The following is an 18,797-nucleotide window of genomic DNA, read 5'->3' on the forward strand; positions in this document are numbered from 1 at the left end:
TTGGGTGATTGGACTCCAGATCGACGTGCTACTCAATAGCGGGGGATGGTCGCTCCATTCTCTCAAGAGTTGGAGCCTCCGGTATTCTCGGGGCAGTTCACTGCCATCCAGCCGTGCCGGCTGGTATCTGATCACCAGCAAGCTCGTACTCAACGGCCTCGCGGTCGTCTGGCTTTATGCGGATGCGAAATCGCGTGGCTGGCACGCCGATCGCATCGGTCTGTATGTCAGCATCGCGGCCATACTCATCGAGTTGGTGATGCCCGTTTACCTGATCCGCTCACGTGGGTGGCGGGGCGCATTAATAACCGTGCTGCGTTTTTGTCTGTACTTGCTCGCGTTTGCGGTCATGCTCACCGCGGTCGGCTACATAATCGGCGGCCCAGCGATAAATTGATCACGGGTTGCGGCACAGCGGATAGCGCCGTCGGAGCCACGCCTTGGCATTGTCGCGCCATGCCAGGCGTACGGCTGGACGCGCGCATGCTGTTGGGCTCGCCGCAGCGAATAGGTTTGCTGCAGCGGTGGGCCGGCCGCGCGGGTTTTGAATGTCGTCAATCGGGCGGACGCGCACGATCGCGGCACAGGGTTGATCGCGCTCGCGCGCGGGCCATGCAAACCGCGCTACCGCGTATGGCGAGCGCAAAACGATTGTGTCGCCAGCGCTTTGGCGCCACACTATCCGGATCATGGATGACGTATTCGCGCATAATGGCTATGCGACACCCGCGTTTGCGCGACAGAACAACCTTGCCAACGCCGCGCCGTTTACCAAACGTGCCGCCCTGTGTAATCGCCTGTGCTGGCGAGACGGGCCTTTAGATCGTGGCTGATCGAGAGCAGCTGGCTGCGTGGCTGGCGGACACGGCCCAAGGTGACGAGCGCGCCTTTCAGCAGCTTTATGCCGCAACGTCGGCGCAACTCTATGCGTTGTTGCTGCGTATCCTGCGTAATCCGGAGCGGGCGCAGGATGCCTTGCAGGACGCTTATGTAAGGGTCTGGCAGAAGGCCGACACCTACACTCCGGAACGGGGGGCGCCTCTGACGTGGCTGTTGTCGATTGCCCGCTACCGCGCACTGGACGTACTCAGACGCAAGCGCCCTGAAGTGGCGATGCCGGAGGAACCGGACATGATGGCTACACTGCTCGAGGATGAGCAGGCGCTCTCACCGCTGGAAGAGAACGAAAACCAGCAGTCGCTTGATGCCATTCAGGCCTGTCTGAAGACGCTGCAGCCGCAGCAGCGCGACAGTGTGCTGCTTGCCTACTATGAAGGCCTGACGCACCAGGAACTCTCGCAGCGCCTGGACGCGCCGTTGGGGACGGTCAAGAGCTGGATTCGTCGCGGCTTGATGCGGTTGCGTGAATGGCTTGGGGAGCGTGCGTCATGACATCCCAAGAGCGTGATGACGAGCTGGTGATTGCCGCGGGTGAATACGTGCTGGGCACGGCGGAGCCCGATCAGCGCGAAGCCTTCGAACAGCGTCTGGAAAACGACGCGCGAGCACAGCGCGAACTCGTCTATTGGGAGCATCGACTCGCAAGTCTCGGACTGGGCCTTGCCCCCGTACAGCCGCCGGCCTCGGTATGGGCGCGCGTGTCGAAGGCGCTGTCGCTCAACGAGTCCGGCAAAGCGGCCCCCGCGGCGAGTTCCGCAAAAGCGCCTGCGGCTAATGATTCACGGTTTTGGCGTGCCGCCGCGATTGCCGCGTCGGTGGTGGCGCTGGTGTTGGGTGGCATGCTGCTGTCCCAGCCGTCGTATCACCATGGCATCGGCGAACCCAATCCGCCGCATGCATATACGAGTATCGTCTATGACGACCCGACCGGTACCGGCTGGCTGGTGACCGCCTGGGCGAATGACGACGAAATGCAAGTGGTCGCCCTGGGTGACTATCAGGTGCCCCAAGGCAAGATACTGCGTGCCTGGCTCAAGCCGGAGACGGGGGATCCCATACCGCTGGGCGAATGGCCGCACAAAAAGGGTGGCTACACCATGGAGCTCGGTAAAGCGACCGTCCAGCGCATGACACCGCCGGCGAAGCTGATGGTATCCATGGAAGATGCCGGCGCTACGCAGCAGGCACACGCCGCGCCCGCCGGCAAGGTCTTGTGGAGTGCGCCCATACTCCGGCGCACGGGCTAAACGCCCGACGACAAGGTTAACGACCCTTCGCAAAAGAGCGCGAGTAGCCGTACGTTACATCGTGGCACCATCCCTTAGCGCGGTGCGAGCACGTGAAGTAGATGCTTCAAACCATGCTTGAAACGCAGCGATTGACCATGCGGGCGTTAACGCTGGATGACGTGCCCGCATTGACCGCGATTCTGAGTGACCCAGCCGTGATGTCGTATTCGCTACGCGGTGTCTGCGACGAAGCCGCCACGCGGGATTTCATTGCATGGTGTCGTGATTGTTACGCGACCCACGGCTTAGGACCTTGGGCGCTCATCGACAAGCGCGACGCCTCGCTGATCGGTTTTTGCGGCGTCGCGCCGGAAGCGGTCGGCGTGATCGAACAGATGAGCCTGGGCTACCGGCTGGCCACGCGTTACTGGAACAAGGGGCTGGCCGCCGAAGCGGCGACCGCGGTTCTCGCGCATGCGTTTGGCGTTCAAGACGTGGCGTCGATCGTGGCGATTATCGAACCGTCACATCACGCCTCGCTACGGGTGGCCGAAAAGGTCGGCTTTGCGCGCTTCGAGATGATGACGTTTCACGGCCGGCCGGTGCGGCTGTATCGGCTCGATCGAGTCGAGTGGACCGAGAGCCGGTCGGCACTACGCAATCACGCGGACATGCCGATAACACACCCGTGATCGCATAAAGTCGACGTATATAACCGCAGGCACAGGCGCGGCGGGTTGCGTTGGCGTAGCGAACTGGCTCATAACTGGTCACAACGGCCACGCATTGCCGAAACGGTCATCGGCCGTTTGGCTGCAGGTCAGATCAACCGGGGCAGGGGTGACAAACGATAACGACAGGCGCGCGGGCGACGTTGCGCAAGGTGGAGCGGCCAAGACCGCACAGCAACGCCGTAAGGCACAAACGCAGCGCGCCAGTGACGGGGCCGATCGCGACGGGACGTCGGATCCAACCGAGCTGAAATCGCTCGACGCACGCGTCGGCGAATTACTGCGCTCGGAATTGTGGGCAGATTCGCATGCCGAGCGATACGATCGTTTTACCCGACTGCTCGGCCGCATATTCGACGCCCCCGAAGCGCTGATCGCGTTGTTCGATGATGGCCAGTATTCGTTCAAATCCCGCTTTGGCTTTCAACTTGGCACGGCCGCCGAGCAAATTCGCTTGTGTCGCGAGGCGGCCGGGCATCGTGATGTGTTCGTCATTGAAGACATTGACGTTGCCCGCAAAGACGTCAAAGACGATTCCACCCGCAATATGCGTTTTTTCGCCGCGCGTGCGTTGCGTACGCAGGCCGGCGAGGTCGTTGGCTGTGTGGCCGTGCTGGATTTCAAGCCGCGCGGCTTTGATGACAACGCACGACAAACGCTCAACGAGATCGCGCTTTTGGTGGAAGAGGAGTTCAGTCTCAACGAGGCCCTGGCATCCACGCGTGCCGGTATGGCCGAGCTGCTGGATCGTGATGCCGCCTTGCCATCGCCCACCCATATCATCGCCTATGAAAAGATCGAACTGCTGGTCGAACAGGCCCGCGAGGCAGGGCGCAAGCTGGGTATCTTCTATCTGAGTGTCGATAACCTCTACGACATGTCGCTCGCCTATGGCCCGGGGCGTATTCAGGCGATGATCAATCGCTGGATGGACGATCTGCGCGGTCACGGCGACACCCTGATTTATATCGCCCGCCTGACCGAGCGGGGCTTCGTTGGCGCCTTCGAGTTCAATGGGTCGGTGCAGGCCGCCCGCCGTCATTGCGAACAGCTGCGTGCCCACGCCGAGCGCGAGATCGAACACGAGGACGTACGCTTTGCATTCGAGGCGAGCTGCGGGTTGTGTGTGCACCCCGATCATGGCGACTCCGGCGTGGCGCTGATCGGCCGTGCCCAGCTGGCGCACGAGAATCAGAGCTGGGCCGGCGATACGGCCTTGTTCAATGCGTCGATCGCCAAGCGTTTTCGGCGCGAGTCCGCGATACGCACCCGTTTCGAACCGGCCGTGCGCTCGGGCGCGGTGACCTTTCACGCCCAGCCGATATTTGCGACGGCGGACCAGTCATTGATGGGCGTGGAATTGCTCGCCCGCTGGCAGGACCCGCAGCTCGGCGAGGTATCGCCGTCGGAATTCGTCCCGGTCATCGATCCTGAAAAGGGGCCGCGGCGCGCGCTGGTTGCCCATGCGCTGGAGACCGCCTGCCGGTATCTATCCATCTGGCAGGCGGATTCGCGCTTCGTACCCTACGTCACGATCAATGTGCCCGGCGCCGAAGTATTTCAGCGCGATTTCCATGACATGGTGGACGCAACACTTGCGCAATACGGTGTCGATGGTCGTCATCTCGTGTTCGAGCTGACCGAGCGCAGCGTCATCCGCGATTTCGAACGCATGGCACGCGCGCTGCGGCGGCTGACCGAAACCGGCGCACGAATTGCGATCGACGATTTCGGCAGCGGGTATTCATCGATTGCCTACCTTACGCGGCTGCCGTTGGCGCTCGTCAAACTCGACAAGCGGGTCGTGCAGCAGGTCGATCACGAAGGCCCGGCGTACGAATTGGCGCGGGGTATCGTCGCGCTCGCCCACGGTCAGGATCTGGCCGTGGTGGCCGAAGGTGTCGAAACCCAGCAACAATGGGACATCATTCGTGCCATGGGCTGCGAATACGTACAGGGCTACCTGTTCTGCCGGCCAGAGCCAGAATCCGAGCTATTCGAACGCGTCGATCGGCAGCGGGCGAACTCGGCCAAAGCCGATGATCCCGGAGGTAGCGCCTAGCAGCGGTATGAGTAACGCCCCGCGGCGTGCGCCGTGATGGGCCGTTCACAGCGCCCATGCGCTGAAACATTCCCTGTAGTTTGCATATAGTCCAAACTACGCGCCGTCGATCGTGTCCGCGCTGTGTTCGCCCCATGCTATATGCCCTGATTCTCGTTGCCCTGATTGCGTTCATCGTTGTCGCGACCTCGGGGCTCAAGCTGCACCCGTTTCTGGTATTGCTGGTCACGGCCTTTTTCGGCGGGCTGGCCTACGGCGTGCCGGCGCTGGATGTCGTCGATGCCATCGGCAAGGGCTTTGGCGGCATTCTCGGCAGTATCGGTCTGGTGATCGTGTTCGGCACCATCATCGGCGTGATTCTGGAGAAAAGCGGCGCTGCGCTGACCATGGCCGAAACGATCATTCGCGCGTTGGGGCAACGCTTTCCCACGCTCACGATGTCGCTGATTGGCTATCTGGTGTCGATTCCGGTGTTCTGCGATTCCGGCTACGTCATTCTGAATTCGCTCAAGAACGCGGTCGCCGCCCGTATGAACGTGTCGGTCACCGCCATGAGCGTCGCACTGGCCACCGGGCTGTATGCCACGCACACGTTTGTGCCGCCCACGCCCGGACCGATCGCGGCTGCCGGTAATCTGGGCATTGGCAATAACCTCGGGCTGGTCATCGTACTGGGTGCGGTCGTCGCGCTGATCACCGCGCTCGCGGGCATGCTCTGGGCGAATCGCTATCTGGGGCGCGACGACGCCGATGCCGGCCTGTTGACCGAAGAGGCCGACGCGCTCAACGCCGAGGATGCTTTCGCCGCGTTCCGGGAAAAACAGGGCGTACTGCCGGGCGTATTCGCCTCCTTCGTGCCGATTCTGTTGCCGATCGTACTGATTTGCCTGGGGTCGGTTGCCGCCTTTCCGTCCGCGCCGCTGGGCGAGGGCGCTGTCGCCGCCGTACTGAGGTTGCTTGGCAATCCGTTGGTCGCACTGACGTTGGGTCTGGTGGCGGCCTGTCCGTTGCTGCCCAAGGTCAAGCGCCGCGAAGCGCTGGAGCAACGCGTGAGCGCCGGTATTGCCGCGGCCGCGCCCATTCTCATGATCACCGGCGCGGGCGGTGCCTTCGGCCAGGTGCTCAAGGCCACGCCGCTGGCGGATTTCATCGGCGATACGCTGTCCACGCTGGGTATCGGCATCTTCATGCCCTTCGTGGTGGCCGCCGCGCTCAAGACCGCCCAGGGCTCGTCCACGGTGGCACTCGTTGCGACCTCCGCTCTCGTCGCTCCTTTGCTGGGCGATATCGGCCTGGATAGCGAAATGGGGCGTGCGCTATGTGTGCTCGCCATCGGCGCGGGTGCGATGACCGTCTCCCACGCCAACGACAGCTTCTTCTGGGTCGTATCCCAGTTCAGCCGCATGCCCGTGACGCTGGCCTATCGGGCACAGACGGTAGCCACGCTGATTCAGGGTGTCGTGGGTATTCTCGTGGTGTGGCTTATGTCGCTGGTATTGCTCTAGTTCGCTCAGGCCGAGCGCGTGTCGTGGAGCGCACGACGTGCGTGCCAAGCAGGCCATCGAAATCGCGTATCGGCTCGCGTACGATCAACCGCATGGTCCGCACGCACTCGCTACCGCCCTATATCCAGACCGACGACCGCGTGATTCTGTTCGACGGCGTCTGCCGGCTGTGTAATGCCTGGTGTCGGTTCATCCTGAAATACGACACACAGCGGCGTTTCAAGCTGGCCTCGGTGCAGTCTGCCGAAGGGCAGGCGATTCTGGCTCATTTCGGTCTACCGACCGATCGTTTCGACACGATGCTGTACGTCGAGGGTCGCAACGCCTATGAACGCTCGGACGCGTTTTTGCGGGTCGTCGTACAACTGGGCGGGGCGTGGCGACTGTTTGCCGTGCTGCGCGTATGCCCGCGGGGTGTGCGCGATTTCGTTTACGATCGCATCGCGCGCAACCGGTACAAGATTTTCGGGCGTTACGATGCCTGCGTTTTGCCCAGTCCGGATCATGCGGGGCGCTTTCTCGACGCGAATGGCTGAGCTGGCGCGCATCAAGCGCTATGCACGCTATGCGTTGGCATTCGTGTTCATCTATCACGGCCTGGTGCCCAAGCTGCTCTGGCTCGATCCGATGGAAACGGCGTGGGTTGCCGGCCATCACATTCCGATATCGGCGGCCGTGTTCGCGGGGCTGGCGGGTAGTGTCGAGATTTTGATTGGTTTGTCGGTCGCGTTGCTGCGCAGCGCGCTCGTGCCGGTTTATATCGCTGCCGCTTTGTTGATCTTGCTGTTGGCGGATGCTGCCCTGTTTGCGCCGGCCACACTGGTCGCCGCATTCAATCCGGTGACCATCAATATCGCCGCGCTCGCGCTGTGCGCGGTGATACAGACCAGCCATCGCGCATTGGCGGCTGGCTGAACACCCGCTACCGCATGCGCGAAGTGCAGGCGCGCTTTCGCCGCAACATGTTCCTACGGCATCATCGCGGTCTTTCGGTCGGGGGCGAGGTTTGCAAAGCGAAATAACTTACAAGCAGCTCCTGCGTCGGGATTTTGCGGCCGGGGCACAAACCGTGCTGCCGGTGCTGATCGGTATCGTGCCGTTTGCGTTGATCGCGGGCATGGTCGCGGTGCGTCTGGGCCTGTCGCCGTGGGTGGCGAGTGCCTTGTCGGTGTTCGTGTTTGCCGGGGCTGCACAGTTGGCCACGCTACAGTTGCTTTACGACGGCGCGCCGTTGCTGATCATTCTCGTTACGGTCTTGTTCATCAATCTGCGCTTCATGATGTATAGCGCGTCGATTGCGCCGTATTTTCGTGGTGCCGGCGCGGGTACGCGCGCGCTGGTGAGCTATTTTCTGACCGACCAGCCGTATGTATTCGGCATCTACGGTTTTGCCGAGCGCGACCGGCTGTCGCAGCGAATTGCGTTCTATCTCGGCGTGGCCCTGCCGTTATGGAGCTGTTGGCAGATTGGCACCATCGTGGGCGCGCTCGCCGGTGCGCGGCTGCCGGATGCCTGGCATCTGGAGTTCGCGATTCCGTTGGTGTTCATGGCGATGATCGTGCCCGCGATTCGCGACCGGGCAAGTGTGGCCGCGGCGATTGTGGGCGGTGTGGTGGCTGTGGCCGGGCACGGGCTGGCCTGGAATCTGGGGCTGATACTGGGCGCGGTGGCCGGCATCGCGACCGGTGTGGTGGTGGCAGCGTTCACGAGCGCGCGGGCGGTCGACGATGACTGATGCCAGCGTCTGGATCACGGTCATCTGCGTCGGTGTGCTGACGTTCGTGCTGCGCTGGTCGTTCATCGCACTGGCGGATTCGCTGACCATGCCGGCTACGGTGCAAAACGCGCTGCGGTTCGTACCGGCGGCCGTGCTGGCGGCGATCATTGTGCCGGCGGTGGTGGTCGAAGAAGGGCATGTAGCGTTGTCGGTGAACAATCTGCGCCTGTTCGCGGGCATTGCGGCGGCGATCGTGGCCTGGCGCACGCGTAATATCTTCTACACCATCGCGGCAGGCATGCTCGTACTCTGGGCGCTGGAAGCCGTGCGCAGCACGCTTTGATAGCGGCCTATGAGCGCCTGCCCGTCAATGAAGCCAAGTCCTGCGATGAACGACACCGATAGCCCGCGCTTTTATCTCGTCTTGGCCGAAGCCGCCGATTCACAGGCGCTACAGGCAAACTTTGATGCGCTGTGCCTGCGCGACGATCTGTATATCGTGTATTCGTCGATGACGCGTTCCGAGGTGTATCACGCGGTGCGTGATCTTACGGCACCCCAGGCGCTGATGGCTGCACCGCTGGCGGGCCATCCCAAGTTTCGCGGTATGCCGGCGGGCGCGCTGAAGTGGCTCAAACAGCGCAGCAACGATTGATTGACCTGCCGCCGGCGTCGGGCGCCCGCGACGTGCGTTCACGGGTCGACGTGGCGCCGAATGACGTCCTCGTAGTCGCGAATGCGGTGGATATAGCGCACCGGTTCGTGGCCGCGTGCATAACCGTATTTCAACGACGGGTAGTAGCGCTTGTCCGCCAGTAGCGGCAGTACCTGCTTGAGATCGCGCCAGCGATGCGAATCTTTGCCCAGCCGTTCGGCCAGACGTTGGGCATCGCGTAAATGGGCAAGCCCGATGTTGTAGGCCGCCAGGGCCATAAGCAGGCGATCGGGCGAGGGCACAGCCGCGTCGATACGTTCGCGCATACGCGCCAGATAGCGCGCACCGCCGGCGATGCTTTGAGCCGGGTCGAGCCGATTGTCCACGTCCATCGCCCTGGCGGTGCGCCCAGTCAGCATCATCAAGCCGCGTACGCCCGTGGGGCTTTTTGCCCGCGGGTCCCATTTCGATTCCTGATAGGCCTGGGCGGCGAGCAGCAGCGGCGGCAGGGCATGGCGTTCGCCCGCGCGCTCGAACAGACGGTCGTAGCGCGGCAGACGCGTATCGATACGCTCGACCAGCGCGCGCCGGTCGACGAAGTCGAATTCCGGCAAATAGGTGTAGTACCGGTTCTTCATCGCAGTTCGCGCCTGTTGCCCGGCGGCGCTTTTCAGCCAGTCGCTGGCGGTTTGCGCCAGGGCGTTGGCGTGGCGTGGCACGGCCCAGGCCAATGCGTCGGACTCGCGCAGGTCGAACATCACCTGAAGCTGTGGATAGTAGCGGCGGTTGATATCCACGATGTTGGAGTCGGCCACGGTGCAGTCGAGTTCGTTTTTCCATACGCGATAGAGCAGCTGTTCGGTGCCCACCCGCGTGTTTTCCTTCCAGTGCAGCTCGGGGTGGGATTGCTTGAGCTCGCTCAGGCGTTCGGCATAGCTGCTGTCGGCAATGACCGTGAGCGAAACGTTCGCCAGTTGCGGGATGTCCCGGGGGCGCGCACTTTGGCCATTGCAGACCACCTGCGGGCGCACGGTCTGGTAGGCGTGCGTAAAACGAAACCGCTCGCGCCGTGCCGGGGTGATGCTCAGCCCCGCCGCCGCCAGGTCAGCCTTGCCGCGGGCAAGCGTATCGAGCACGCTATGAATGGAATCCTTGACCGTGTATTCGACTTTCACCCCCAGATGCGCTGCGAATGCTGAGGTGAGCGCGTATTCCGGGCCGGCGGCTTGTTTGTGGCGGTTCAGGTAATAGCTGGTGGGCGCATTACGGGTGACCACACGTAGCACGCCGTGCTCACGGATGCGATCGAGCCGACCGGCGTCGGCATTGTCGCCTGCATGTTCGGAACAGGCCGATAACAGCCAGATAGCCGCCAGACATACGGCAAGCGTAACGACGCGATTCATGCAGTCCCCCGTGACAAGTACAAGCCACAGCCTAACAACAACCCGCGCGAAGACCGGGCGCGACACAGCGTTACGAATAAACCCGGATAGCCTTTGCGCGGTCGTTTGGCCAATGCTATGCACCGTGCATGCGCATCGTTCGGGCAATGCCCGGCGTAAGCGTGGACATATAACGCTTGGCACGACACTTTCGACCGGTACGCGATGAGCCCGCAGAACAATAGCCCCGACCTCGTGACCCGGCATCGCTGCGGCAAGGGCTTTACCTATCGCTATGCCAATGGCCGAACGCTGCGCGATAAACGCCGGCGTCGCTGGATCGAATCGCTGGCCGTGCCGCCGGCCTGGCAGAGCGTGGAAATCAGCCTGGATGAAAAAGCGCGCGTGCATGCGACCGGGCGCGACGCAGCCGGGCGCAAGCAGTACATCTACAATGACGCATGGCGCGAGCGCCGCGATCAGGCCAAATTCGACCGGATTCTGGCGTTTGCCGAGCAACTGTCGACGATGCGTCGGGCCACCGGCCAACATCTGGCGCAGCCAGGCATGAATCGGGAAAAAGTACTCGCCTGCATGGTGCGTCTGATCGACAGCGCCTATTTTCGGCCCGGCAGCGAAAGCTACGCGCGCGAAAACGCGTCGTACGGGCTGACGACCATGCGCTCGAAACATCTGACCATCGACGGCGACGAGCTGATCTTCGACTACGACGGCAAGAGCGGGCAGCGCCAGCATCGGGTGGTGGAGGACGAACGCCTGGCTCGAATCGTGGCCGAACTGGATGAACAACCCGGCTACGAGATCTTCAAGTACTACGACGACAGCGGCGAGAAGGTGTATGTCGACAGCGCCGATCTGAACGACTACATCCACGAGGTGATGGGCGAACAGTACAGCGCCAAGGATTTTCGTACCTGGGCGGGCACGTCGCTTGCCGCGCTGGCGCTCGATGAAATCGGTCCCGGCGACGATGAAAAGATCAGCGAGAAGAATGTGCGTGACGCGGTTGAGCGGGTCGCCAAGCGTCTGGGCAATACGCCGAGCATCGCGCGCTCGAGTTATATCGACCCACGGGTGATCGAAACCTATCTGGATGGCCGCACGCTCAGCCATTTCCGCGCGCTCATCGAGGCCGAGCTGGAAGAGGGCGATCTCACCGGTCCGGAAGAACGGGCGGTGATGAAAATGCTCGAAAGCCGGGTGCGGCGCGCGTCTGCGACAGCTTGAGCTTGTCGACCACCCACATCAAAAAAGAACGCCGGACATGGGCCGGCGTTCTTCGTTCGACGGTGCGCAACACAGCCGGCTGGGCCCGCTGTGTTCGTCCCGCCTGACCGCGCTCTGGGCTACGCGGCGGCCTTACTCGGCCTGTGCCCGGACGGGTAGGTTGTCGCGTGGCGCTCGGCAGACCCTGTGAGTTCCGGCTCGCTGGCCGCGGGCGACTGGATATCCGAACTCAAGCGGAACGAGGCCAGCAGCGCCTGGAGCTGATCCGCCTGTTCGCGCATATGCAGCGCTGCTGCACTGGTTTGCTCCACCATGGCCGCATTGTGCTGGGTTGCGCTGTCGAGTTCCGTGACCGCGACGTTGATCTGACTGACACCCTGGCTTTGTTCGCGGGCGCCGTTGCGGATCTGGCCGACGACTTCGGTCACCCGTTCGATACGGCTGACAATGTCCTGCATGGTTTCGCCGGTTTCACGCACCAGCCGCGTGCCGGACTCGGTATGGGTTACGGAGGTATCGCTGAGTGCGCGGATCTGGCGCGACGCATCCGCCGCCCGACTGGCGAGATTGCGGACTTCCTGGGCCACCACCGAGAAACCGCGGCCGTGCTCGCCGGCGCGTGCGGCCTCGACCGAGGCGTTCAAGGCCAGCAGATTGGTCTGGAATGCGATGCCGTCCATCAACGTGGTCACCGCGCTGATTTCGCCGGCGGATTGGGCGATGTCTTCCATCGTGGTGGCCATCTCGCGCATGGCGCGCTGACCTTCGTGTGCTGCGTCGACAGTGGAATGGGTCAATTCGCTGGCCTGGTCGGCGGCTTCGGCGGTATTGCCCACCGTGGCGGTGATTTCCTCCATGGACGCCGAGGTCTGCTCGAGACTCGCCGCGGCCTGTTCGGTACGGCTGGCCAGGGCCTGGCTGCCCTGGGCGATCTCGTTGGCGGCGCCGTGCACGCTCTGCGTAGAGCTGCGTACGCTTTGCAGCGTGCCGTCCATACGGCCGATGAAGGCGTTGAAGTTGACGGCGAGATCGCCCAACTCATCGGTGCGCCGGGTATCGATACGTGCGGTCAGATCGCCGTCGCCTTCGGTGATTTCCTTGATACGCTGCGTGACGGCCTTGATCGCGCGCGACATCATCAGCGGCCCGACCAGTGCCACGACGAGTGTCAGCAGGCCGATGACCACGGCAAAGCCGACCACCGCATACTCCTGCATGGTGGCGCGGGAGAGCGCGGCTGTCTCCAGGGCGTGGATCTTGTCCTCTGCAGCGATGCTGGCGCGGTCGTAGACTTCGCGCAATTCGGCAAACTGGTGTTCGAGCTGCCCGTCGAGCAGGGCCAGCGCGCCCGCGTAGTCGCCGTTACTGCGCCGTTCCAGCACCTCGTTGGACGTCTTCAGCCAACGCTCGTAGAGCGCGCCGAAATCGTTGACCGAAGCGACGACTTCCGGGTAGGCGGCAAGGTCATTGACGAACTTCTGGAGCCGCGTATTCGCCTGCTCGGCGTTTTCCTCGAAGATGGCCAGTTGTTGCTGGCCAAGGGGGCTGGCCGGGTCCAGACGCATGTACTCGAGCGTGGCCACATGGGCCTGATACAGATCGCGGTCGGCATTGAGCACGGCGGCGGTCGAATTCAGAAATGGCCCGCCGAATTCGCGCATGCGCTCCTTGAGCGTATGTACGAGCATGAGATCGACGACCACCACCGCAAACATCGCGACCGCGACCGTGATGAATGCGATCGCATATTTGACGTTGATCTGATTGAGGCGCTTGAGCATTGTTATCCCCTTGTGTGGCGTGGATCGCCGACCCGATGCGCGATCCGATGGGCTATCGGCCGGGCGCCACCGCGCTTGAGCTTGCCTGATTGGCGTTTGGGCCCGCGTGTGCGGCCCACAACGGCAATTGCGGCCGGCCGGGGGGTATGAAATCATCGCCGCATGAGCACGCGTATCTATTTCCTCGCCGGTTTTCTGGCCGCCGCGGGCGGCCTGGCGTTCGCCTATTACCTGCAATATTTCCAGGGACTGGATCCGTGTCCGCTGTGTATCTTTCAGCGTGTCGCGATGGCCGGTGTCGCGCTTTTCTGCCTGATCGGTTGGGCGCATGGCGCGCACGGCGTGGCTCACCGGGTCTACGCGGCGTTGGCCGGGCTTTCAGCGCTCGCAGGCGCCGGTATTGCCGCCCGCCACGTCTGGCTGATGAATCTGCCGCCCGATCAGGTGCCGGCCTGTGGCCCCGGGCTGGATTATCTGATTGATATCATGCCGTTGACCGAGGTGCTGGCCACGGTATTGCGCGGCGATGCCAGTTGTGCCGAGGTCAAGGGCGCGTTTCTGGGTGTCAGTCTGCCGGCCTGGACGGGCGTGTATTTCGTGCTGCTCGCCTTCGGCGCGCTCACCGGCGTCCTCGGTTTTGGCGCGCGCCCGCGTCCGCGCCTTTGAGGTGGCGCGCGCAGGGGCCTGCATGCCGGCATCGCGGCAGCGGCCTGTTGAAAATCATGTACAAACTTCGGCATGCCGCGTGAACATGAGACCACCCGGCGTTCGAGCGATCGGGCTTTTGCATTAATTCGCGTGTGTTTGCGGACAATGCGCTTGCCTTGGTCCAGCCAACTGAGTTTCATACATAAGCAAGCGCTGCCTTGATCGCGACTCACTTTCCAGCCATTTTTTCGTAAAGAGGACCTCGTATGACGCCTGTAACCGATCTCTGCGACGAATTCAGCGACAAGCTGCAGATCGCCGAACCGATTTTCACCGACTTCGGCGGCACGCTCGATTTTGCCGGCCCGATCAGCACCGTGAAGTGCTTCGAGGACAACTCGCTGGTACGCGCCGCGCTGGAAGAGCCCGGCGAAGGCCGTGTCCTGGTGGTCGATGGCGGCGCCTCGGATCGCTGTGCGCTGCTCGGCGACAATCTCGCCCAGCTGGCTATCGATAACGACTGGGCCGGCATTCTGGTCTATGGCTGTATCCGCGATTCGGCCGACATCTCGCAGATGGGCGTGGCCGTCAAGGCGCTCAACACCCATCCGAAGAAATCCAACAAGAAGAATCAGGGCGAGCGCGATGTGCCAGTGCGTTTTGCCGGCGTATCGTTCATGCCGGGCGACTGGATTTATGCCGATCTTGATGGCGTGGTCGTGAGTGCCTCGGAACTGTCGCTGTCCTGAGTTCAACCCGCCCGCTGCAGATAAGCGGCGTTAGTGCCCCGGCGCGCATGCGACGGGGCACTTTGGTTTTTAAAATCAGTCGCGTGCGAATTATTTCTCATCCTGGAACTGGCATTAGGAAATGATCGACCCGCCGGTCGACTGTGGCCGCTGCCCGCGTTTGGTCGCACTGCGAGAACAGGTACGCGCGGCGTTTCCGGATTACCATGCGGCACCGGTTCGTGCGTTTGGCCCGGCCACGGCACGGCTGCTCGTGGTCGGCCTCGCGCCAGCGTTACACGGTGCCAACGCCAGCGGCCGACCCTTTAGCGGCGATGGGTCCGGGGCGTTGATCTATCGCGCGCTGCACGCGCACGGCTTTGCCAACCAGCCGGTGTCGACGGGGCCGGGCGATGGGCTTGTGCTCCAGGACTGTCGTATTACCAATGTGGTCAAATGCCTACCGCCGCAGAACACGCCGGTAGCTGCCGAGGTGAATGCCTGTAATCCCTTTCTGGCCAGCGAACTCGCCACAGCGCGGGTAGTACTCGCGCTCGGCGTGGTCGCCCACAAGGCGATCGTACGTGCGCTGGGGGCACGCCAGCGCGCATTCGTCTTTGCGCACGGGCGCGAACATGCGCTAGGCGGCTCTCGCGTGCTGCTCGATTCCTATCATTGCAGCCGCTATAACCTGAACACCAAACGCCTGACCGAGGCCATGTTTACGGATATCTTTGCTCGTGCCCGCGCCTGTATCGAGCGATCGCCCTTGCCTGAAAACACCGCGCCGCCATGATGATGCGATGAGCGACGATACGACCGAACAACAAAACACGGCGACGACCGATACCGGTTTCGACCCGCGTAGTTATCTGCGCCAGCTGACCCAGGCGCCCGGTGTTTATCGCATGTACGACACCAAGGGCGACGTGCTCTATGTCGGCAAGGCGAAGAACCTGAAAAAACGGGTGTCGAGCTATTTCCTGCGGGCTTCGGGCAATGCCAAGACCGAAGCGATGCTGGATCAGGTCGCCGATATCCAGGTCACGATCACGCATACCGAAGACGAAGCGCTGCTGCTCGAGTCCACGCTCATCAAGAAGCATCGGCCGCGCTATAACGTCTATCTGCGCGACGACAAAAGCTATCCCTACCTCATGATCACGGGCGATAACGACTATCCCCGCGTGGTCTATCATCGCGGCGCGCAGAAGCGTAAGGGCCATTATTTCGGCCCGTTTCCCAGCTCGGGCGCGGTCAAGCAGACCCAGGACACGCTCATGCGGTTGTTCAAGCTGCGCAATTGTCGCGACAGTTTTTTCGAGAACCGTTCGCGACCCTGTCTGCAATATCAGATCAAACGCTGTACCGCGCCGTGTGTGGGCTATATCAGCAAGGATGACTACGCCCGTGACGTGCACGACGCGGTCGAGCTGCTGGAAGGACGCAACGAAAAACTTATCGACCGACTCGTAGGCGAAATGGAAGCCGCTGCCAAGGCACTGGACTTCGAAACCGCCGCGCGCCTGCGTGAAAAGATCGCCGCCCTGCGGCGGCTGCAATCGCAAAGTCAGAAGGTCGGTGGGCAGGGCGACTTCGACATTCTGTGTGCCGCCATCGATGGCGGGGTTGGCGCGGTGGTGGTGGTGACCGTGCGCGGCGGCATCAATCTGGGCCATCGCAGTTTCTTTCCGCATGCGCCTGCCGGCACCGCTGTCGCCGATCTGGCCGCCGCCTTCATGAGCCAGTATTACCTGGAGCGGCGCCCGCCGCCGGAATTGCTCGTCGATCCACTACCGACCGACGACAAATGGCTGGCCGAAAGTCTGGCCCGTCGGGCGCAACGCAAGGTGGCCTTCAAGACGAGCGTACGTGCCGAGCGCAAACGCTGGCTCGACAATACGCGCGCCACGCTTGCCCAGACCCTGTCCGCCCAGCTGGCCAGCCGTGCCGGTGTGGAAAAACGGCTGTCATCGCTCGCACAGGGGCTGGGTCTCGACGCGCCGCCCATGCATATGGCCTGCTTCGATATCAGCCATACGCGCGGCGAACGCACTGTCGCCTCCTGTGTGGTATTCGAAGCGGGCGTGGCTAACAAATCCAAATATCGGCGTTTCAATATCGACGGTATCGAGCCCGGCGACGATTATGCCGCCATGCGCCAGGCGCTGACCCGGCGTTTCAAGCGCGTCAAGAACGGCGAGGACAACATGCCCGACCTGTTGCTCATCGACGGCGGCAAGGGCCAGCTCGCCGTGGCGATGGAGGCTCTTGCGGAACTCGAGGTCACGGGGGTGAACGTCATCGGCGTGGCCAAGGGTTCGACCCGCAAGCCGGGCCTCGAGCAGATCTTTTTGCCGGGCGCGAAATCGCCTCTTATACTGCCGGCAGACTCACCGGGGCTGCATCTGATCCAGCAGATTCGCGACGAAGCGCATCGCTTTGCCATCGCCGGGCATCGCGGCCAGCGCGGCAAGGCGCGGCAGGGATCGATGCTCGACGGCGTCGACGGGCTGGGGCCCAAGCGGCGCAAGAAGCTGTTGCAGACCTTCGGTGGGCCCAAGCAGGTGGCCCGTGCCGGCGTATCCGAGCTTGCACGGGTGGAAGGCATCAGTGCGACCATGGCACAACGAATCTACGATTATTTCCACAATACGGCCTGACGTCGCGGTTAATACAGCGACACGGCCGGCGAGGAGACCCGCTTGAACCTGCCCATCTGGCTGACCCTGTTTCGCCTGATCCTCATTCCGTTCGTGGTGGGGCTGATGTTCGTGCCACTGCCCACGGCCAATATCGTCGCCGCGATCCTGTTCGGCATCGCCCTGGCCACCGACTGGCTGGATGGCCATCTGGCAAGGCGCTGGAATCAGACCTCTGCCTTCGGCGCGTTTCTGGACCCGGTGGCCGACAAGCTCATCGTGTGCGCGGTACTGGTCATGCTCGTCTATCGCGATCCGCACTATTACATCGCGCTATCGGCCACGATCATCGTCGGCCGCGAGCTTACGGTGTCGGCGCTGCGCGAATGGATGGCCGAGCTCGGCGAGCGCGGCGTGGTGGCGGTCGGTTCGCTGGGCAAGTACAAGACGGCGATCCAGATGGCAGCCATCTTCTGCATGCTTTTCGATCTGGTCCAGCGCAGCGGGATCTATCTGTTCGGCGTCGTGCTGCTGGTGATTTCGGCCGCGCTGACGCTCTGGTCGATGGTGGTCTACCTGCGCCAGGCCTGGCCGCGGTTGAGCATGGAACGCTAACCAGTCAACGCTTTTAACCTAAGCGGCTCGCGGCCGTGATGCATGCAAGGCAAAATCGCTTCGTGACGCGGCTGGGCGGGCCATTGCAACAGCGGCGATTCGGGCCGCCATCGGGCCGACAGAAAATCGTTTGTCGATAAGGGTTGACACCCGATCGTTTACGCCTAGAATACGCACTCTCAACGGCGCGGGAATAGCTCAGTGGTAGAGCACAACCTTGCCAAGGTTGGGGTCGCGAGTTCGAATCTCGTTTCCCGCTCCAAATAGACATTGCCGAAGCCTCGGCCCGCCGGTCGAGGCTTTTCTTTATCAGCATCCGTATCTCCGGATGTATGCGACCGGCCAGGTGGCAGAGTGGTGATGCAGCGGCCTGCAAAGCCGCGTACCTCGGTTCGATTCCGGGCCTGGCCTCCATCTCGTTGTCGCCCAACTCCCCGCAAGTCTTGATCGGCCCGTATTGACGGGCTTTTTTGTGCCCGGCGTTTGCTTGACCCCAATACCCGGCAAGAGCGCGGTTTGCTTTAGCACTGGCCGGCGCGGCCACCGATCGTCAACGATAGGCTGGCATCGGGTGCGGGTAGCATTGGCGTTGCAACCCCCGCATCAACTCGCTGCACCGCAGCGGATTACACTGCGCCGGCGCGTCTTTATTCGCGCGTCTTGGGCGAGTCGAAGGGCCGCGGGCGGGGGCTGAATTGTTCATACGCGGCATTGACCCGATCCCGTATTATTCTCGTTTGTGTCGAAACCGACGAAAGCGCTGTGCCCAGCGCCGGATCTTGGCGAATATCGTGCCTTTCAGGTGTCGATCAGGGCTTCAGTCTCGGGTATTGGAGTCGATAGCCTTTAGGCAAAGCTGCGTGATACCTGCAATTGTGTATCGGCCGGTAACACACCTGTGTCGGGCTATGGGAGAACGGGGGCATGACCACTAAGTACGGTGCATACGAC

At 62.4% G+C, this 18,797-nt stretch carries 19 protein-coding genes and 2 tRNA genes; 19 read left to right on the forward strand and 2 right to left on the reverse strand.

Annotation, left to right across the window (positions count from 1 at the left end):
* The 11 genes from T5B8_RS09440 to T5B8_RS09490 form a co-directional block, all read left to right on the forward strand.
* The coding region (locus T5B8_RS09440; protein ID WP_353178232.1) for a hypothetical protein at window positions 1–397 on the forward strand (397 nt) is incomplete at its 5' end.
* Window positions 398–825: 428 nt separating this feature from the next.
* Window positions 826–1,392 carry a sigma-70 family RNA polymerase sigma factor gene (locus T5B8_RS09445; protein ID WP_353178234.1) on the forward strand — a complete coding sequence of 189 codons (567 nt, stop codon included), beginning with the start codon at window positions 826–828 and terminating at the stop codon, window positions 1,390–1,392.
* Window positions 1,389–2,147: an anti-sigma factor gene (locus tag T5B8_RS09450; protein WP_353178235.1), complete on the forward strand. Its 759-nt coding sequence runs from the start codon at window positions 1,389–1,391 to the stop codon at window positions 2,145–2,147. The genes T5B8_RS09445 and T5B8_RS09450 overlap by 4 nt, the downstream gene beginning before the upstream one ends.
* A gap of 137 nt (window positions 2,148–2,284) precedes the next feature.
* Window positions 2,285–2,821 (forward strand): GNAT family N-acetyltransferase, encoded by a 537-nt coding sequence (locus T5B8_RS09455; RefSeq protein WP_353178237.1) that lies wholly within the window; start codon window positions 2,285–2,287, stop codon window positions 2,819–2,821.
* Window positions 2,822–2,969: 148 nt separating this feature from the next.
* Window positions 2,970–4,922, forward strand: a complete 1,953-nt coding sequence (locus T5B8_RS09460; RefSeq protein WP_353178239.1) for an EAL domain-containing protein — start codon at window positions 2,970–2,972, stop codon at window positions 4,920–4,922.
* A 134-nt stretch (window positions 4,923–5,056) separates the two neighbouring features.
* The gene (locus tag T5B8_RS09465) at window positions 5,057–6,427 is read left to right on the forward strand and encodes a GntP family permease (protein ID WP_353178240.1); all 1,371 of its coding nucleotides are present in this window, start codon (window positions 5,057–5,059) and stop codon (window positions 6,425–6,427) included.
* 92 nt (window positions 6,428–6,519) lie between these two features.
* On the forward strand, window positions 6,520–6,963 hold the full coding sequence (locus T5B8_RS09470; RefSeq protein ID WP_353178242.1) for a thiol-disulfide oxidoreductase DCC family protein: 444 nt from the start codon (window positions 6,520–6,522) through the stop codon (window positions 6,961–6,963).
* On the forward strand, window positions 6,956–7,342 hold the full coding sequence (locus T5B8_RS09475) for a DoxX-like family protein (protein WP_353178244.1): 387 nt from the start codon (window positions 6,956–6,958) through the stop codon (window positions 7,340–7,342). Before T5B8_RS09470 ends, T5B8_RS09475 begins: the two co-directional genes overlap by 8 nt.
* Window positions 7,343–7,433: 91 nt before the next feature.
* Complete coding sequence (locus T5B8_RS09480) at window positions 7,434–8,162, forward strand: AzlC family ABC transporter permease (protein WP_353178245.1); 729 nt, start codon at window positions 7,434–7,436, stop codon at window positions 8,160–8,162.
* Entirely contained in the window at window positions 8,155–8,487 is a 333-nt protein-coding gene (locus T5B8_RS09485; RefSeq protein ID WP_353178247.1) for an AzlD domain-containing protein, read from the forward strand. Before T5B8_RS09480 ends, T5B8_RS09485 begins: the two co-directional genes overlap by 8 nt.
* A gap of 45 nt (window positions 8,488–8,532) precedes the next feature.
* Window positions 8,533–8,799 carry a hypothetical protein gene (locus T5B8_RS09490; RefSeq protein WP_353178248.1) on the forward strand — a complete coding sequence of 89 codons (267 nt, stop codon included), beginning with the start codon at window positions 8,533–8,535 and terminating at the stop codon, window positions 8,797–8,799.
* 38 nt (window positions 8,800–8,837) lie between these two features.
* Here T5B8_RS09490 and mltF read toward each other — a convergent pair whose 3' ends face one another.
* Window positions 8,838–10,205, reverse strand: a complete 1,368-nt coding sequence (gene mltF / locus T5B8_RS09495) for a membrane-bound lytic murein transglycosylase MltF (RefSeq protein WP_353178250.1) — start codon at window positions 10,203–10,205, stop codon at window positions 8,838–8,840.
* Window positions 10,206–10,409: 204 nt separating this feature from the next.
* Here mltF and T5B8_RS09500 point away from each other — a divergent pair, with 204 nt between their 5' ends.
* Window positions 10,410–11,432, forward strand: a complete 1,023-nt coding sequence (locus T5B8_RS09500) for a DNA topoisomerase IB (RefSeq protein ID WP_353178252.1) — start codon at window positions 10,410–10,412, stop codon at window positions 11,430–11,432.
* 119 nt (window positions 11,433–11,551) lie between these two features.
* Here the strand turns inward: T5B8_RS09500 and T5B8_RS09505 are convergent, their stop codons facing one another.
* On the reverse strand, window positions 11,552–13,213 hold the full coding sequence (locus tag T5B8_RS09505) for a methyl-accepting chemotaxis protein (RefSeq protein WP_353178254.1): 1,662 nt from the start codon (window positions 13,211–13,213) through the stop codon (window positions 11,552–11,554).
* A 162-nt stretch (window positions 13,214–13,375) separates the two neighbouring features.
* Here T5B8_RS09505 and T5B8_RS09510 point away from each other — a divergent pair, with 162 nt between their 5' ends.
* The 7 genes from T5B8_RS09510 to T5B8_RS09540 all read left to right on the forward strand — a co-directional run bounded on the left by T5B8_RS09510 (window position 13,376) and on the right by T5B8_RS09540 (window position 18,260).
* Window positions 13,376–13,879: a disulfide bond formation protein B gene (locus T5B8_RS09510; protein WP_353178255.1), complete on the forward strand. Its 504-nt coding sequence runs from the start codon at window positions 13,376–13,378 to the stop codon at window positions 13,877–13,879.
* Window positions 13,880–14,127: 248 nt separating this feature from the next.
* Window positions 14,128–14,610 carry a ribonuclease E activity regulator RraA gene (rraA, locus tag T5B8_RS09515; protein ID WP_353178257.1) on the forward strand — a complete coding sequence of 161 codons (483 nt, stop codon included), beginning with the start codon at window positions 14,128–14,130 and terminating at the stop codon, window positions 14,608–14,610.
* A gap of 121 nt (window positions 14,611–14,731) precedes the next feature.
* A complete protein-coding gene (locus T5B8_RS09520) occupies window positions 14,732–15,385 on the forward strand; it encodes a uracil-DNA glycosylase (protein WP_353178259.1) in 654 nt (217 codons plus the stop codon).
* A 7-nt stretch (window positions 15,386–15,392) separates the two neighbouring features.
* Window positions 15,393–17,252 (forward strand): excinuclease ABC subunit UvrC, encoded by a 1,860-nt coding sequence (gene uvrC / locus T5B8_RS09525; RefSeq protein WP_353178261.1) that lies wholly within the window; start codon window positions 15,393–15,395, stop codon window positions 17,250–17,252.
* A gap of 42 nt (window positions 17,253–17,294) precedes the next feature.
* Complete coding sequence (gene pgsA / locus T5B8_RS09530; protein WP_353178263.1) at window positions 17,295–17,846, forward strand: CDP-diacylglycerol--glycerol-3-phosphate 3-phosphatidyltransferase; 552 nt, start codon at window positions 17,295–17,297, stop codon at window positions 17,844–17,846.
* 187 nt (window positions 17,847–18,033) lie between these two features.
* A tRNA-Gly gene (locus T5B8_RS09535) sits at window positions 18,034–18,108 on the forward strand.
* A 78-nt stretch (window positions 18,109–18,186) separates the two neighbouring features.
* Window positions 18,187–18,260: transfer RNA gene (locus T5B8_RS09540), tRNA-Cys, on the forward strand.
* Window positions 18,261–18,797: the final 537 nt, after the last annotated feature.

Origin of the sequence: Salinisphaera sp. T5B8 (assembly GCF_040361255.1) — a bacterium.
Lineage (GTDB): Bacteria > Pseudomonadota > Gammaproteobacteria > Nevskiales > Salinisphaeraceae > Salinisphaera.

Excerpts from the sequence above, each read along its gene's own strand:
- T5B8_RS09450 (WP_353178235.1), top strand. The coding sequence starts at position 1,389 with ATGACATCCCAAGAGCGTGATGACGAGCTGGTGATTGCCGCGGGTGAA.
- T5B8_RS09455 (WP_353178237.1), top strand. The coding sequence starts at position 2,285 with ATGCGGGCGTTAACGCTGGATGACGTGCCCGCATTGACCGCGATTCTG.
- T5B8_RS09465 (WP_353178240.1), top strand. The coding sequence starts at position 5,057 with ATGCTATATGCCCTGATTCTCGTTGCCCTGATTGCGTTCATCGTTGTC.
- T5B8_RS09470 (WP_353178242.1), top strand. The coding sequence starts at position 6,520 with ATGGTCCGCACGCACTCGCTACCGCCCTATATCCAGACCGACGACCGC.
- T5B8_RS09475 (WP_353178244.1), top strand. The coding sequence starts at position 6,956 with ATGGCTGAGCTGGCGCGCATCAAGCGCTATGCACGCTATGCGTTGGCA.
- T5B8_RS09485 (WP_353178247.1), top strand. The coding sequence starts at position 8,155 with ATGACTGATGCCAGCGTCTGGATCACGGTCATCTGCGTCGGTGTGCTG.
- T5B8_RS09490 (WP_353178248.1), top strand. The coding sequence starts at position 8,533 with ATGAACGACACCGATAGCCCGCGCTTTTATCTCGTCTTGGCCGAAGCC.
- mltF (WP_353178250.1), bottom strand. The coding sequence starts at position 10,205 with ATGAATCGCGTCGTTACGCTTGCCGTATGTCTGGCGGCTATCTGGCTG.
- T5B8_RS09500 (WP_353178252.1), top strand. The coding sequence starts at position 10,410 with ATGAGCCCGCAGAACAATAGCCCCGACCTCGTGACCCGGCATCGCTGC.
- T5B8_RS09505 (WP_353178254.1), bottom strand. The coding sequence starts at position 13,213 with ATGCTCAAGCGCCTCAATCAGATCAACGTCAAATATGCGATCGCATTC.
- T5B8_RS09510 (WP_353178255.1), top strand. The coding sequence starts at position 13,376 with ATGAGCACGCGTATCTATTTCCTCGCCGGTTTTCTGGCCGCCGCGGGC.
- rraA (WP_353178257.1), top strand. The coding sequence starts at position 14,128 with ATGACGCCTGTAACCGATCTCTGCGACGAATTCAGCGACAAGCTGCAG.
- T5B8_RS09520 (WP_353178259.1), top strand. The coding sequence starts at position 14,732 with ATGATCGACCCGCCGGTCGACTGTGGCCGCTGCCCGCGTTTGGTCGCA.
- uvrC (WP_353178261.1), top strand. The coding sequence starts at position 15,393 with ATGAGCGACGATACGACCGAACAACAAAACACGGCGACGACCGATACC.